This is a genomic window from Sphingorhabdus sp. (assembly GCF_046596595.1).
In the GTDB taxonomy this organism is placed as follows: domain Bacteria; phylum Pseudomonadota; class Alphaproteobacteria; order Sphingomonadales; family Sphingomonadaceae; genus Sphingorhabdus_B.
Map to the genome: position 1 here is coordinate 1 of NZ_JBKJMB010000028.1, position 13,913 is coordinate 13,913.

13 protein-coding genes are annotated in these 13,913 nt (G+C 55.5%); 3 read left to right on the plus strand and 10 right to left on the minus strand.

Annotated elements, in window-relative coordinates; all coding sequences use genetic code 11:
• Window positions 1-442: ExbD/TolR family protein (locus tag ACLL9E_RS02560; RefSeq protein WP_411290177.1), on the plus strand; the 442-nt coding region annotated here is incomplete at its 5' end.
• A 63-nt stretch (window positions 443-505) separates the two neighbouring features.
• Here the strand turns inward: ACLL9E_RS02560 and ACLL9E_RS02565 are convergent.
• The 4 genes from ACLL9E_RS02565 to ACLL9E_RS02580 form a co-directional block, all read right to left on the minus strand.
• A complete protein-coding gene (locus tag ACLL9E_RS02565) occupies window positions 506-1,990 on the minus strand; it encodes a S41 family peptidase (protein ID WP_411290178.1) in 1,485 nt (494 codons plus the stop codon).
• Between the two features lie 7 nt (window positions 1,991-1,997).
• On the minus strand, window positions 1,998-3,314 hold the full coding sequence (locus tag ACLL9E_RS02570) for a M20/M25/M40 family metallo-hydrolase (RefSeq protein WP_411290179.1): 1,317 nt from the start codon (window positions 3,312-3,314) through the stop codon (window positions 1,998-2,000).
• Window positions 3,315-3,399: 85 nt separating this feature from the next.
• Window positions 3,400-4,308 (minus strand): Brp/Blh family beta-carotene 15,15'-dioxygenase, encoded by a 909-nt coding sequence (locus tag ACLL9E_RS02575; protein WP_411290180.1) that lies wholly within the window; start codon window positions 4,306-4,308, stop codon window positions 3,400-3,402.
• 39 nt (window positions 4,309-4,347) lie between these two features.
• A complete protein-coding gene (locus tag ACLL9E_RS02580) occupies window positions 4,348-5,109 on the minus strand; it encodes a bacteriorhodopsin-like (RefSeq protein ID WP_411290181.1) in 762 nt (253 codons plus the stop codon).
• Between the two features lie 179 nt (window positions 5,110-5,288).
• Between ACLL9E_RS02580 and ACLL9E_RS02585 the strand changes: the two genes are divergently transcribed.
• Both ACLL9E_RS02585 and ACLL9E_RS02590 read left to right on the plus strand, forming a co-directional pair.
• On the plus strand, window positions 5,289-5,903 hold the full coding sequence (locus ACLL9E_RS02585; protein ID WP_411290182.1) for a LuxR C-terminal-related transcriptional regulator: 615 nt from the start codon (window positions 5,289-5,291) through the stop codon (window positions 5,901-5,903).
• 109 nt (window positions 5,904-6,012) lie between these two features.
• Window positions 6,013-7,068, plus strand: a complete 1,056-nt coding sequence (locus tag ACLL9E_RS02590) for a glycine zipper 2TM domain-containing protein (RefSeq protein ID WP_411290183.1) — start codon at window positions 6,013-6,015, stop codon at window positions 7,066-7,068.
• 66 nt (window positions 7,069-7,134) lie between these two features.
• Here ACLL9E_RS02590 and glnA read toward each other — a convergent pair whose 3' ends face one another.
• The 6 genes from glnA to ACLL9E_RS02620 all read right to left on the minus strand — a co-directional run bounded on the left by glnA (window position 7,135) and on the right by ACLL9E_RS02620 (window position 13,908).
• A complete protein-coding gene (gene glnA, locus ACLL9E_RS02595) occupies window positions 7,135-8,547 on the minus strand; it encodes a type I glutamate--ammonia ligase (RefSeq protein ID WP_411290184.1) in 1,413 nt (470 codons plus the stop codon).
• Window positions 8,548-8,593: 46 nt separating this feature from the next.
• A complete protein-coding gene (locus ACLL9E_RS02600; protein ID WP_125231011.1) occupies window positions 8,594-8,932 on the minus strand; it encodes a P-II family nitrogen regulator in 339 nt (112 codons plus the stop codon).
• Between the two features lie 172 nt (window positions 8,933-9,104).
• Window positions 9,105-11,297, minus strand: coding sequence for a PQQ-dependent dehydrogenase, methanol/ethanol family (locus tag ACLL9E_RS02605; RefSeq protein WP_411290185.1), 2,193 nt, complete (start codon window positions 11,295-11,297; stop codon window positions 9,105-9,107).
• Window positions 11,298-11,366: 69 nt separating this feature from the next.
• Window positions 11,367-12,032: a DJ-1/PfpI family protein gene (locus tag ACLL9E_RS02610; RefSeq protein WP_411290186.1), complete on the minus strand. Its 666-nt coding sequence runs from the start codon at window positions 12,030-12,032 to the stop codon at window positions 11,367-11,369.
• 88 nt (window positions 12,033-12,120) lie between these two features.
• On the minus strand, window positions 12,121-12,591 hold the full coding sequence (locus ACLL9E_RS02615) for an RcnB family protein (protein WP_411290187.1): 471 nt from the start codon (window positions 12,589-12,591) through the stop codon (window positions 12,121-12,123).
• A gap of 129 nt (window positions 12,592-12,720) precedes the next feature.
• Window positions 12,721-13,908 carry an acetyl-CoA C-acyltransferase gene (locus tag ACLL9E_RS02620; RefSeq protein WP_411290188.1) on the minus strand — a complete coding sequence of 396 codons (1,188 nt, stop codon included), beginning with the start codon at window positions 13,906-13,908 and terminating at the stop codon, window positions 12,721-12,723.
• Window positions 13,909-13,913: the final 5 nt, after the last annotated feature.

A 13,913-nucleotide genomic window follows, 5' to 3' on the forward strand; every position in this document is an offset into this window, starting at 1 on the left:
CGGTAAAGATGATGGCCAGCCGATGATGGAAATGAACACGACGCCGTTGATCGACGTCATGCTCGTTCTCCTCATCATGCTGATGATCACCATCCCCCCGGTTTCGCACGCCGTAAACATCGATCTTCCGGTCAATGACCCGAATGCACCTCCACCAGACGTCCCTATTGATCCTGTTATTAACAAGATCATCATTCTTCCGGACAGCACGATCCAATGGAACGGCACACCAGTGACGTTGCAACAGATGGAGCAGTATCTGGTGCGGACGACGTCGATGAATCCGGAGCCTGAGCTTCAGTTTCAGCCGGCACCAACGGCGCCCTATGATACTGTTGATAAGGCACTGGTGTCGGTGAAACGCAGCGGAATTACCAGATTTGGTTTCGTCGGCAACGAACAATATCGCGTATTCGGCAAGGCCGCGCGTGACGGTCGGTAGTCTTTAGACGAACCCGATTAAAGTGAGATTGAAAGGGCGGTGCAGCATTGCGCCGCCCTTTATTTATGTCCGCAGCAGATGTTGCACAGCAGCCTGCAATTGAGGGTCATCGCCCGATTCAATCGCCTTTGCCGTCATCGCCACCGCAATGTCAGGCGTGATACCCGCATCCGGCATCTTGCCTTCAGGGAAATATCCAATCAGCGGCACATCAAACTCAATCCCAGAATCTGGCAAGCGTGCAAAGAAGAATGCGCCGCCATTAATGCCCCTCTGGTTCCCGCCTGTGGTTTCTCCAATAAGTGTTCCAAGTCGTAGCTGCTTTGTTAGCGCGGCAAACTGGAATGTCGCGCTGCTATTTTGGGCACTGGTCAAAACGGCCATCGGAACATTAAGCCTCTTCGACGCCGCTGGGGTAATCATCGAATCGGCATCTTGCTTGAGCCGATAAAACCGGCCCTGTTTGGCCTCGATCTTACCGCTCCAGTCACGGAAGCTGTCGTCCCATGTGTCGAGATAGCGGTTCAGATGCTCAGGCGTTTTGACGAAGCGAACCAGTCGGCCGAATTTCGGCTTGGCAATATCGCGGCCAGCGAGCCGGGTGAGAATAAGATCACCGCAGTCCAACCCGCCCTCATTCTCCCGGATATCGACGATAAGGCCCTTCGCACCGGGCAGGCTGTCCAGTCGGTCATTAAGCCAGCCAGCCCAATCCCAACTGCTGTTGTATAGTCCCCATCCATCCATCCGTAAAACGGCAAGCCCGTCATCGCGCATCGTCCATTGCCACACAGGCGCTTTGCCGCGATAATCGACCGGCCGCATGAAAGATTGCCGCTGTAACAAGGTCAAGGCGGGTAGGTTGACGATCGTGTCGGTTTTTGCCCCTGGGAGGCGCACACGAAGACGAAAGGTGCGCATTGGGGTGTTGTCGCCTAATGCATCGTTCTGATGGTCCAGCAGCCCTTGAAACACGTCAAATGTCTCAATCTCGTCGCCACCTGTCGCTGACAGCAGTGCCCTGCGTTTATTGTCATTGTTTCCGTCGGCGCGCGCATATGGCATCAGACGGGTAAGAATGTCTGTGGCGGGAATATCGTTTATTCCGCGAACGACACTGCCCGGCGGCAGAGAGGCCGTGCCGCTCTGGTCCTGCAAGACCACCATTTGGCTACCCAGCCACCTGAATGTAAATGGCACGCGGGTTTGCCGGTCAAAAAGCGAAGCTTGAAGCGATTTTTTCTGATTGAAGAAATTGGCATAGCTATGGCCGCATTTAATCGTCGCCAGAAACCGCGATAAGTGTAGGTATCGCTCCGCAAGGTCGGCATTTGCAGCCCATGCCTTCGAAAGCTGCTCAAGTGATCGTTCCATCGCCGAAGGGCTTTGGTAGCGGTATAACCCGGGATGCAGGGTGCGCAATATGTCCCCAAGCAAGGTGATATCGTCAGGGCCGGACTTCGCGCTGGTTGCGGACAGGGCCTTGGGCAAGATAGCTGTCGCTGCTGCACCAGCGATGCCGACAACCAAATCACGACGGTTTGGCATATACGTTCTATTGGCCTTTTCCACTTGCCAAACGCGTCATCAAAATCGCCGCGCGTTTGGCCTGCCGTTTGATGCTGGCAAGGTCCACTGACTCGCCCGGCGCATGGTCGCCTTTGCTATAGGCACCAAGGCCGACAAGGCCATCGACATCATTGGCAACAAAGCTGATATCGCCGGCGCCTCTTTTTAGTGGGTCAAGCGTCGCTTGCTGTGCAAGGCCGAGATCGCGGTTTACAACATTCAGGCTGGCGAGAAGCGCCTTGTTTCCCTCGGTTGGTGCCATGGCCGGATAGCTGCCTGGATCAAAGGAAATCTTTGCGCTGGTTTTCGGCGACGATGCAGAAACGATAGCCAGCATTTTTTCACGGACACGTGCGCTTTGCTCTTCGGATAACGTTCTGAAATCACCGCGCGCAAGCGCAATACCCGGTATGATATTCGTCTTGCCCTTGGCGCTTACGCGAACGCCATCGGCATCCAGACTTGCCTCTTGCCCTGCAGCGATGAGGCCAACGTTGAAGGTCAGGTTCTGCTCCGGTAATTGAGTCCGGAACTGGTGGATGATCCGCGCCAGTTCAAACGCCGCACCGTCGCCATATGTAGAGTCAAAAATCAGCGAACTATGCCCCGTGACGCCGGACACCTCGAGTTTCCAGCTGTTCGATGACCGCCGTGAAATAACACCCATGTCCGCGCCGTTCTCAATCGACAGCCCCTCGAAATCCAGCGCCACGTCGGCTGCCTTGCCAGCGGCAATCAATGGTGCACGCGTCACGTCAATTGGGTCGCCCGCATCTTCCTCGTCTCCGGTCATATGAATTTCGATGGCAGCATCTTTCAACGTGCCAGCGGCCTGCATCGCCCGAAGCGCGGAGACGATGACCACTATGCCGCCTTTGTCATCACCGGCGCCTGGCCCAATCGCTTCATCACCATTGCGGACAAAGGTCTGAAAGGGACTGTCAGCCTCAAACACGGTATCGAGATGCGCAATGAGCAAGAGCTTCTTGCTTCCTTTTTTGCCCGCCTTCGTCGCAACAAGATGGCCGGCACGCCCCGCCTTTGCCATGTCGAGCCATTCTACCTTGAAACCCAATGGTTCCAATTCGGCGCGCATCATGTCGCCGACGGTCTTCACGCCCGGAAAGTTCATCGTTCCCGAATTCTGGTTTACCAGCCGCTCAAGCAAAGCCACCGACCGTTCATATTCCGCATCGACTGTGGCGATCATTTTGGCTTCGGGCGGCGACAGCTTGGCGTAAGCAGCGGGAGAAAGGGCAACGAGGGCAGCGCTACAGCAAAGCTTGAGGGTAAGGGTTTTCATGAAATACTCCGGACTGATACCGGAACGATGTGCCGCGCTTTGCCGGGCGGGGCAAGGGTATTGATGATGAAGACTATACGCAGGACTAAGCAGGCTGTCTGTTCGACATCAAATGCTCCAAAATGAAATGCGGCACCGTCAGTGTGGATATAAGGATGAATGCGGCCCGGATGACGCCCATGTCAGTTGGAACCTTGCCCTGATACAGGAACATCAGCACGCCGAGCCCCAAAGAAAGCGCTGACACCGCAGCAATGATGACAAGTTTTTTGACAGGCGAAAGGGCGCCTGTCTCACGCAGCGCATCGGCCATATGTCGCGGTGAGTGGAGGCCGCAGAAGAATACTGCGAATGCGACCAAGGGTGGCAGGAACAAAGCTGCAATGATGCAGGCAAGGACCTCCAATGCGCTTTGTGCATCGTCATTTCGAAAGGCCCAGTATGCAAAGACCAAACTGCCCAATGCTGCAGGAACCGATGCAGCGCCCAGTAGCGCTGCGATCACTGCGCCATTTTCGCTGCCGGTCAGCGCGGCAAATATTGCCGCGGCTTCATCGGGGCTGGCAAGTGCGGGCAAAGCCACCAAGGCCCAACCAACCATCATCGCCAGAAACGGATCTGCGCCGCCGCGCCAATCACGGCTGAAGTGAATGATTGAGATAAACAAAAATGAAATAAGCGCGCATTCAGGCAACCAGAGCCATAACATCACCATCGCTGCGGCACAGCCGATATAGCTGCCGAGGATTTTGGCTTTTCCGCTGAGGCCGTTTTGCCCGAAATGGGCGGCGGCAATCTCAATGTCGAGGGTGCCGTGCGGGATACCGGCAATAACGATTGCAATGGCGGCAAGCATGTTGGCTTGAATGCCACCGATGCCCCCGAACGCACGGTCGGCAACGATAAGGAGCATGCTGGCTATTGGCACCGCCCACAGGCGCAACGGTTTCGGGAACGTTGCGCCTGCGAACTTCGGTAGCATGATCGTGGTCATATCAAGACGTCATCTGCAAAAGCAGCGGACATCCAGTTATCAAGCAAATGCCTTCTCGCCATATTCGGCGCGCGATTTGCGGACTGCGATCATGTAGACCAGGACGCCAACGCCTGCCTTGGCGATCAAGTCAGCGATGGTGTAGCCGACTTGCACGCCGACGGTTACATTTGAACCGCTCAGGCTTGTATATGGGATCATATATACGATCGGGTAGAAACCCCATGATGCGAAGGTGAGCAAACGTGCCTTCTTCACGAGGTCACGGACATTTTCTGGCTGATTGTTGATCGATGCACCGAGGCCGGCGAACAACTGCCAAACGATGTAGACAAAAGGAATTGACGACAAGGTGCCCCAGAGAATTCGTGTCGAATTGTCTGCTGCGATTTCGCCTGGATAGCCCAGGATGATCATCAATGCCGCTGCGCCGCCAAGCTTGAAGGCCTTGGAGACGGTTTCTTCTTCGCTCAAGCGCATCACGAGAATGAGTTCGACCAGAAGCAGTGGCACGGTCAGCAACCAATCGACATAACGATAGGCATCATTAAATGCATATCCGCTCGAGGCGACAACGCCGCCTTCGATTGAATATGCGCCTTCCCAGCTTTCGAAAATCCGGAAGTAATGATAGGCAGCGATGGCGCAAACGAGGCCGGAAATGGTGAGCGCCGTTTTGTAGGCGGGGCCAACTTGCGACCGGCCAAGCCACAAGAATAATGTGGTTGCTGCCATCGTGGCAAATGTGAACGAAAATGCGTTGTAGACCAATGAATATTGGCCAAATGATAGGTTTTCCATGTGTTTCCCCTTAGCGACCCCGTTACGGATGACGGGTAGCGCCCAGATAGACGATGGGCTAAGAGCAACAACCTAACCTTTATACCATGTTTTGCCGATATTGCCGCGATAGGCCAGTCGGTCGAAAATCATGATGACGCACTCGAAGCGCTTTTTGTCAAATTTGGAGGCATTATATCTTGGTCGTCACTGACCACATCACCGAGCGATTGGATGTCCTGATCGCCAATAGTCCGATAGCGTCGGTGATTAGTGATCCGCGTCAAAGGGACAATCCGATCGTGGCGTGCAACCGGGCCTTCATTGAACTTACTGGCTATGCCGAGCATGAAATTATTGGACGGAACTGTAAATTTCTGGCCGGGCCCGCGACCGAGCCGTGGTTGACTCAGGCCATTCGGAATGGTGTGGAGCGGCACGCGCCGGTGTTGGTGGAAATCCTGAATTACAAGCGCGACGGCACGCCATTTCGGAACGCTGTGTTAGTGGCGCCTATGTTCGACGAAGAAGGCGAGCTTGAATTTTTCTTGGGCTCCCAGGTCGAACTCGAAGCCAGCGCCCCTATGACTCATGAAAACCGGCGTATTGCTGCTGCGCTTGCCGTAAAAACTCTGTCACGCCGCCAACGCGAGGTTCTGGCCGAAATGGCTCTTGGTCATCTGAACAAGCAAATCGCCTTCAGGCTTGGCTTGAGCGAACAGACAGTGAAAATGCACAGGGCGTTGTTAATGGACAGGCTGGGCGCCGCCACGACCGCAGACGCCATCCGTATAGCGGTCGAGGCGGGTCTCTAAGTAGCTGGCAACCGGTTTCCCTGCTGTCGCCATGGGGTGTCAAACCGGAACATTAGCACCAGCAGCGGATTACCCTTTCACGAAACAGTTACGTGAAAAGAGAAATCTTATGAAAAAGCAGATGTTCATGGCAGGCCTTGCGCTTGCCGCTCTCACCCCATCCGTCGCGATGGCGCAGGACGATGGCTGCCGCCGCGATAACAATGGCCGCATCATTGGCACGGCCATTGGCGCAGGTGCTGGCGGCGTTTTGGGTAACGTCATCGCCGGACGCGGAGACAAAACCGAAGGTTCCATCATTGGTGCAATCGTTGGCGCAGTCGTCGGCAATCAGGTATCAAAATCGGACCGTGGCGACTGCCGCAGCGCTTATGGTTTTTATGATCAAGAAGGCCGTTGGCATGCAACGGGCGTGAGCGCGTCTCAAGCACGTGGCTATTATGACCGTAATGGTGGCTGGGTAGAAGGTCAGCCGAATGGCTATTATGATAACGGTCGCTGGGTCATGTCGAACACGGACCGCAATAACTCCGGCTATGTGGACCGTGACGGCCACTGGGTTCCCGCGTCATCGGCAGGCTATTATGACCGCAACAACCGTTGGGTTGGGGGTACAGCAACAGGCTATTATGACACGAACGGACGCTGGGTCGCTGGCCCGACGCGTGGTCGTTATGACGCACGCGGACGCTGGATTGCAGGTGACACGGGCTATGCAAATGAAAACAGCGCTAACTGGAACGCCGTTGAACAGCCTGGCTATTATGACTCAAAGGGTCGTTGGGTAGCCGGCCGCGCTTATGGCTATTATGATGCGCGGGGCCAGTGGGTCTCAACGCGTAGCGACGGTTATCAGTCAAATAATCGGGACAACAATCAATATCGTCCGGGCAATGGCCAGTATGATTTAAACCAGATGCCTACCGACATTACGGGCCGTATCAGCTGGATGCGTGAATATATCCGCTCGTCCGTGCAATCGCAGCAAATTGACCGTTCAACTGCGCAATATGCGCGCCGTGAGTTGACAGCGATTGAAGCACAAAACCGTCAGTTTAATCGCGACGGCCGCTTCACGCAGCGGGAAGAGCAGATGATTGATCGCCGTCTTGATCGACTCAGGATGCGCTTCGACCAAATGGGGCGTCAAGCACGCAACTATTGATCCCACATATTAAGGCCCGGCAGTCCCCCAACTGCCGGGCCTTTAGCTATGATCCGATGCGTTGGATCAGTAGCTATAGTACATGTCGAATTCGACAGGGCTCGGCGTCATTTCCCAACGGGCGACGTCTTCCATCTTCAATTCGATATAGCTTTCAATCTGGTCTTTCGAGAACACGTCGCCCTTCAACAGGAAGTCGTGATCGGCGGCCAAACACTCCAGCGCTTCGCGCAGCGACCCTGCAACCGTTGGGACTTCAGCGAGTTCGGCTGGTGGCAAGTCATAGAGGTTCTTGTCCATCGCTTCGCCCGGGTGGATCTTGTTCTGGATGCCGTCAAGACCAGCCATGAACAAAGCTGCGTAGCACAGATAGGGGTTTGCCATTGCGTCGGGGAAGCGGACTTCAACGCGTTTTGCCTTGGCGCCGGCACCATAAGGGATCCGGCAAGAGGCCGAACGGTTACGTGCTGAGTACGCAAGCAAGACAGGCGCTTCATATCCGGGGACCAGCCGCTTGTAGCTGTTGGTGGTCGGGTTGGAGAAAGCGTTAATCGCCTTGGCATGCTTGATGATGCCGCCAATGAAGAACAGGCACATTTCGGAAAGTCCGGCATAGCCGTCGCCCGCGAAAAGCGGAGTCTTGCCTTCCCAGATCGACAAATGGGTATGCATCCCAGAACCATTATCCTCTTTGATTGGCTTGGGCATGAAGGTTGCGGTTTTGCCATAGGCATGGGCGACCTGATGCACGACATATTTGTAGATCTGCATCCGGTCCGCCGTCTGTGTCAGCGTACCAAAGGTCAGGCCAAGCTCATGCTGGGCGGCGGCAACCTCGTGGTGGTGCTTGTCGCAAGGCAGACCCATTTCGAGCATGGTCGAAACCATTTCGCCGCGGATATCCATTGCGCTGTCTACAGGCGCGACGGGGAAATATCCGCCCTTCGCACGTGGGCGGTGGCCCATATTGCCGCTTTCATATTTCGTACCGGTGTTGGTCGGCAGTTCGATGTCGTCGATTTTATAGTATGATGTGCTGTAGCTGTTTTCAAAACGCACATCGTCGAACATGAAAAACTCGGCTTCGGGACCGACATAAACGGTATCACCGATTCCAGTGGTTTTGAGATAGGCTTCAGCGCGCTTGGCGGTTGAGCGTGGGTCTCGGCTGTACAATTCGCCAGTCGAAGGCTCGACGATGTCGCAGAAGATGATCATCATCGGTGTCGCCGAGAACGGGTCGATATAGACTGCCTCAAGATCAGGCTTCAGGATCATGTCGGATTCGTTGATCGCCTTCCAGCCCTCAATGGACGAGCCGTCGAACATCAAACCGTCTTCAAGTTCGTCTTCGCCAATAACGCCCGCGCACATGGTCAGATGCTGCCATTTGCCCTTGGGATCAGTGAAACGGACATCGACCCACTCGATCTCTTCCTCCTTGATGCGTTTGATAATGTCCTTGGCTGACGTACCCATATTGCTTTCCTTCTTTCGCTTGTCTTTTTTAGCTGATTTGGAATGTTTAGACGGCATCGTTGTCGCGTTCGCCGGTGCGGATACGCAAAGCGGTTTCTACCGGAATAACGAAGATTTTGCCGTCGCCAATGCGGCCGGTTTGCGCGGCGGCAGCAATTGCCTCCACAACGCGGTCGGCCAACCCGTCTTCGACAACGACTTCAAGCTTTACCTTGGGAAGGAAGTCGACAACATATTCAGCGCCGCGATACAGTTCGGTATGGCCCTTCTGCCGGCCAAAACCCTTCGCCTCAGTTACGGTGATGCCGGAAACGCCGACTTCATGCAGCGCTTCTTTTACTTCATCCAGTTTGAACGGCTTGATGATCGCTTCGATCTTCTTCATGACTTTCTCCTGTATGGCGCGTGAGGCAGTGGCTCCGCGCGCGCGGATGTTGCCAAGCACTCATCAAGTATCGTGCCAGAATGTAGACGGCGCAAACACGCTGTTCCGTGACGGTTCGACGCTGGCATCTGCCTAATTTTTAGGCAGATGCCAGAATCATGGGCAGCAGTGTCTACTTGGCTGCCTTCTTCGTACCGCCGCCCAAGGCGGCGTCGTTAACCTTGGCATAATGCGCTCGGCTTACGACATAGGCACGCATCTGTTCCGCCTCTTTGGGCGTCAGCACGCGGCTGAAGCTTACCATGCCGTTGCTTTTCAAAATGCCGTCAATGACGACGGATTTCCATGTCGCGGCGTCGGCAATTGTTCCCGATTTGCGCAGATCGGGGAGCACACCGTTTCCAACCGCCCCCGGGCCGTGGCAGACGAGGCAGTAGCGTTGGAAGTTTGATCCACCGGCTGCAATATCCGCAGGGGTCCCGAACTGTACCGGCGGCGACCAGACGTAAGCTGGCGTTTCAGGCAGAGCCGGTAGCGCGATTTTGCCGCCCAGTTTAAGCACGATCAAGCGCGGTAAATTGGGCACTGAGGCACTTGTCGCACCTGCATAGCCGGACACCAGCGGAAACGCGCCGCCCTTGCTGGTCAGGAAGGCAACATATTGTTCGCCGTCGACAGTATATGTCGACGCGCCGGAAAGCACACCTGATTGCACTTTGAGGTTGAGCAATTGCTTGCCGGTGTCGGCGGCATAAGCGCGAAATTCGCCCATAGCGGTGCCTTGGAACACCAGATTGCCCGCTGTGGTCATTGTGCCGCCATTCCATGACGCCGGATGGTCGACGGTCCATTTCGCTTTGCCGGTCTTGGGGTCAAAAGCGACGAGCTTGCCCGTCGTTGCGGCCTTTACTGCCTTCACGAAGTTGGTGTCGTCAGGCAAATCAGCGGTCGCCATCGCGCCGCCGGTGTTAAAGCCAAGCGACTTGCGCTCCTGTTCATTTGGCGCGACTGGCGGCAAATATGCTCCGCCAATATACATCGCTGGAATGTAGACCAAGCCAGTGGCGGGGTTAAAGCTCATCGGGTGCCAGTTGTGTGCGCCCAATGCTGACGGGTTGGCCATGTAAAGCTTGCCCGTTTTCTCGTAGCGCGCTTCGGGGTTTTCGATCGGGCGTCCGGTTTTTACGTCGTAGCCACTGGCCCATGTGATGCCGTTGATGAAAGGATTGGCCGAAAGCAACTTTCCATTCAGGCGGTCAATGGTGAAGAAGAAACCATTCTTCGGCGCATGGTAAAGTACCTTACGTTCTTTGCCTCCACGGGTTTCGTTTGCCAGAATTATCGGCTGAGTGGCGGTGTAGTCCCAGCTTTCGGCTGGAGTCTCCTGATAATGCCAAACATATTCGCCCGTGTCGGGTTTCAATGCAACGATGGACGACAGGAACAGATTGTCGCCCTCGCCATTCGACCGAATACCATGGTTCCAAGGGTTGCCGTTGCCAACACCGAGATAGAGCTGATCGAGTTCGGCATCATACACGATCGCGTCCCACACGGTGCCCCCGCCGCCGCTCTCGCGCCAGTCTCCCTTTTTAGGCTTGGCACTCCATGTGCTTGTTGCTGCCGTTTTCAATATTTCGTCGCTGGCGGCGTTGTCGGGTTCGCCCTTTGGGTTGGGTGTTGTGTAGAATCGCCACGCCTGCTTGCCCGTGGCCGCGTCATAGGCCGTCACATATCCACGCGCGCCGAATTCCGCGCCGCCGAAGCCGATGACCACCTTGTCCTTGACCACCCGAGGGACGCCAGTGATTGTGCCATTGGATTCCAGATCGAGCGTTTGTGCGCTCCAGTTCTGCTTCCCAGTCGTCGCGTCGAGGGAAATCAAACGTCCGTCGATGGTGCCTACGAAAACGCTGCCTTTCCAGAAAGCAACCCCCCGGTTTACAACATCGCAGCACGCCTTAACACCGCGGGCCTTGTCAACTTCGGGGTCGAAATTCCACAACGGCTTTCCGTCTTTTGCGTCATAAGCGAACACTTTGGACCACGCGGTCGACACGAACATTTTGCCGTCCACGACAACGGGCGTTGCCTCCTGACCCCGTGCATCGGGCAAGTCGGCGAACCAGGCAATGCCGAGGTCCTTTACGTTTTTGTCATTAATCAGCGTGAGCGGGCTGTGACGTTGTTCATCATAATTGAAGCCTGTCATCGCCCAGTTGGAGCCATCACCACCGGATGTGAGATAATCACCGTCAATCGCAGTGGAGGCAGACACATTAGGTTTGACCGCGTCTTTTTGGCAGGAACCCAATATCGATGATACGCCTGCGCATGCCGCCGCCAGCCAAAACTTATATGTCATATTTCACTCTCCCGGCCGGGAGGCTATGCGCATGACGCCGCCGCGTCCAGTCCGAAGTTAATCGACGAATTAAATTAAATCTCTGATGGCACTTTCCATGTCCGCCGCCGCCTTTTGATAGACTCGCGCGCGCAGGTTTGCGACTATTTCGTCGGAGGCAACCGCGAGCGATCCACTTTGAAATGGCGGTGAGGGGTCATATTCAAGCGCCAACTGGATACTACGGGCGACATCGTCCCCGGATATTGCGGCGATCAGCTCAAATGCAAAATCAATGCCCGATGTGACACCGCCCGCCGTGATCAGATTTCCGTCGCGCACAACCCGTGCAGACTGGTGTATTGCGCCAAAAAGGGGAAGCAATTGGGTATAGGCCCAATGGCATGTTGCCTGCTTACCCTGAAGCAAATCCGCCGCACCCAATATGAACGCGCCGGTGCAGACGCTCGTTACATATTGCGCGCTTTTGGCTTGGGTCCGAACAAAATTGACGATCGTCTCATCAGCAATTGCATCGCGCACGCCGTGGCCTCCGGGCACACAGATAATGTCAGCGGGCGGGCATTGCGTAAAGCCCGAACGGGGCAGAATGGAAAACCCGCAGTCCGTCGTTGCGGCTTTGCCATCTTTGGTCACGACATGGATGTGCGCCCCGGGCAGCCGTGAAAGCACCTGCACGGGTCCGGTGAAATCGAGCTGCGTGACGTTATCGAAAAGGACGAACACTATATTCATCGGCAGTCTTTAACGCGCGGCGCGCAAAAAAACAAAGGGCCGCTGGATTTCTCCAGCGACCCAAAGCGTTCAGGGAGGATTGAACGCTTTAGAGGTAAAAGCCGCGATAGGCTCTAACCACGCGACCGGTCCGCGTGTTCACCAACAGCACGTCATTATAGTGACGGACATATGTTTGGTAGCGACCCGGATTAGGTAAGCGGTAATTCGAATAATTGCCTATCCGATAGCGAGGCGCGTAATAGCTTGCGCCAATGTTTACACCATTGTTAAAAGTCCGGTAACGGAATGGCGCGTTGAAACGTGTCGCTTGAAACGCGCGACGATTTTTCTGGCGATATTCGCGCCAGTCTTCGCGATATTCCTGACGCGCATCACGCACATCACGACGTTCGTCGCGTACGTCATCACGGTCGCCATAGCGCCGCGCTTCTTTAACGTCGCGCCGCTCTTCACGAACTTCGCGCCGGTCGCGTTCTAGCTCACGTGTCTGGGCCTGCGCCGCCATTGGCGTTAATGTGCTGGCGATGACCGCTGCGATCAAAAATTTGGTCTTCATGGTCTTCTGTCCTTCTTGTCGAGGTAAACGCATTGATTGCGTTGACGTTCCACAGATAGACTTTGGACCCTGAACGCGCGGCGAATAGTGTGTTCAGAAATCAGACATTAGTGTCGCAAATTGTATCGGTTAGATAATCTCGATAGCCATTGCGGTCGCTTCGCCGCCCCCGATGCACAATGATGCAACGCCGCGTTTCTTGCCGTATCGTTGGAGAGCCGCAACCAAAGTTGTAATAATCCGCGCGCCTGATGCACCGATAGGATGACCAAGCGCAGTTGCACCGCCGTGAACATTTATCTTGTCGTGCGGAATTCCCAGATCATGCATCGCGAACATCGCAACACAGGCAAAAGCTTCGTTGATTTCAAACAGGTCGACATCGCCGATGGCCCAACCGGCCTTTTCAAGGCATTTGGTGATTGCGCCGACGGGGGCAGTTGTGAAAGCCGATGGTTCCTGCGCATGCGCGGCATGGGCGATAATACGTGCAATGGGGGTTTGCTTATTAGTATCGGCGACCGACTGGCGGGTGAGCACAAGCGCAGCGGCACCGTCGGATATGGAAGAGCTGGTGGCGGCGGTGATCGTCCCGTCCTTGGCAAACGCTGGCTTCAACGTCGGAATCTTGTCAGGCATGCCCTTGCCGGGTTGCTCGTCGGTATCGACGATGACATCACCTTTTCGTGTGACAACGGTCACAGCAGCGATTTCCTGCTTGAACGCGCCATCGGCAATCGCGCTTTGTGCACGGCGAAGCGATTCCAGTGCGTAAGCATCCTGCGCTTCACGGGTGAGCTGGTATTCGTTCGCCGTATCTTGCGCGAACGTGCCCATCGCGCGACCAGCGTCATAGGCATCCTCAAGCCCATCCAGAAACATGTGGTCGTAGGCCGTGTCGTGGCCGATGCGCGCGCCGCCGCGATGCTTCTTCAACAGATAAGGGGCATTGGTCATGCTTTCCATGCCGCCTGCGATGACATAATCGACGGAACCAGCGGCCAGCGCCTCGCTGCCCATGATGACGGTCTGCATACCTGAACCGCACACTTTGTTGACTGTTGTTGCCTGCACGGACGTGGGCAAGCCAGCCTTGATCGCGGCCTGTCGGGCGGGGGCTTGACCCAAGCCCGCCGGGAGGACGCAGCCCATGTAGATGCGCTCAATCATTGCGCCATCAACGCCAGAACGCTCGACCGCAGCCTTCACCGCAACCGCGCCAAGGTCTGTCGCGGCAACCTCAGCCAGCACGCCTTGCATCCCACCCATTGGTGTGCGGGCGTATGACAGGATAACAACAGGATCGGCGTGGCTCATGAGAG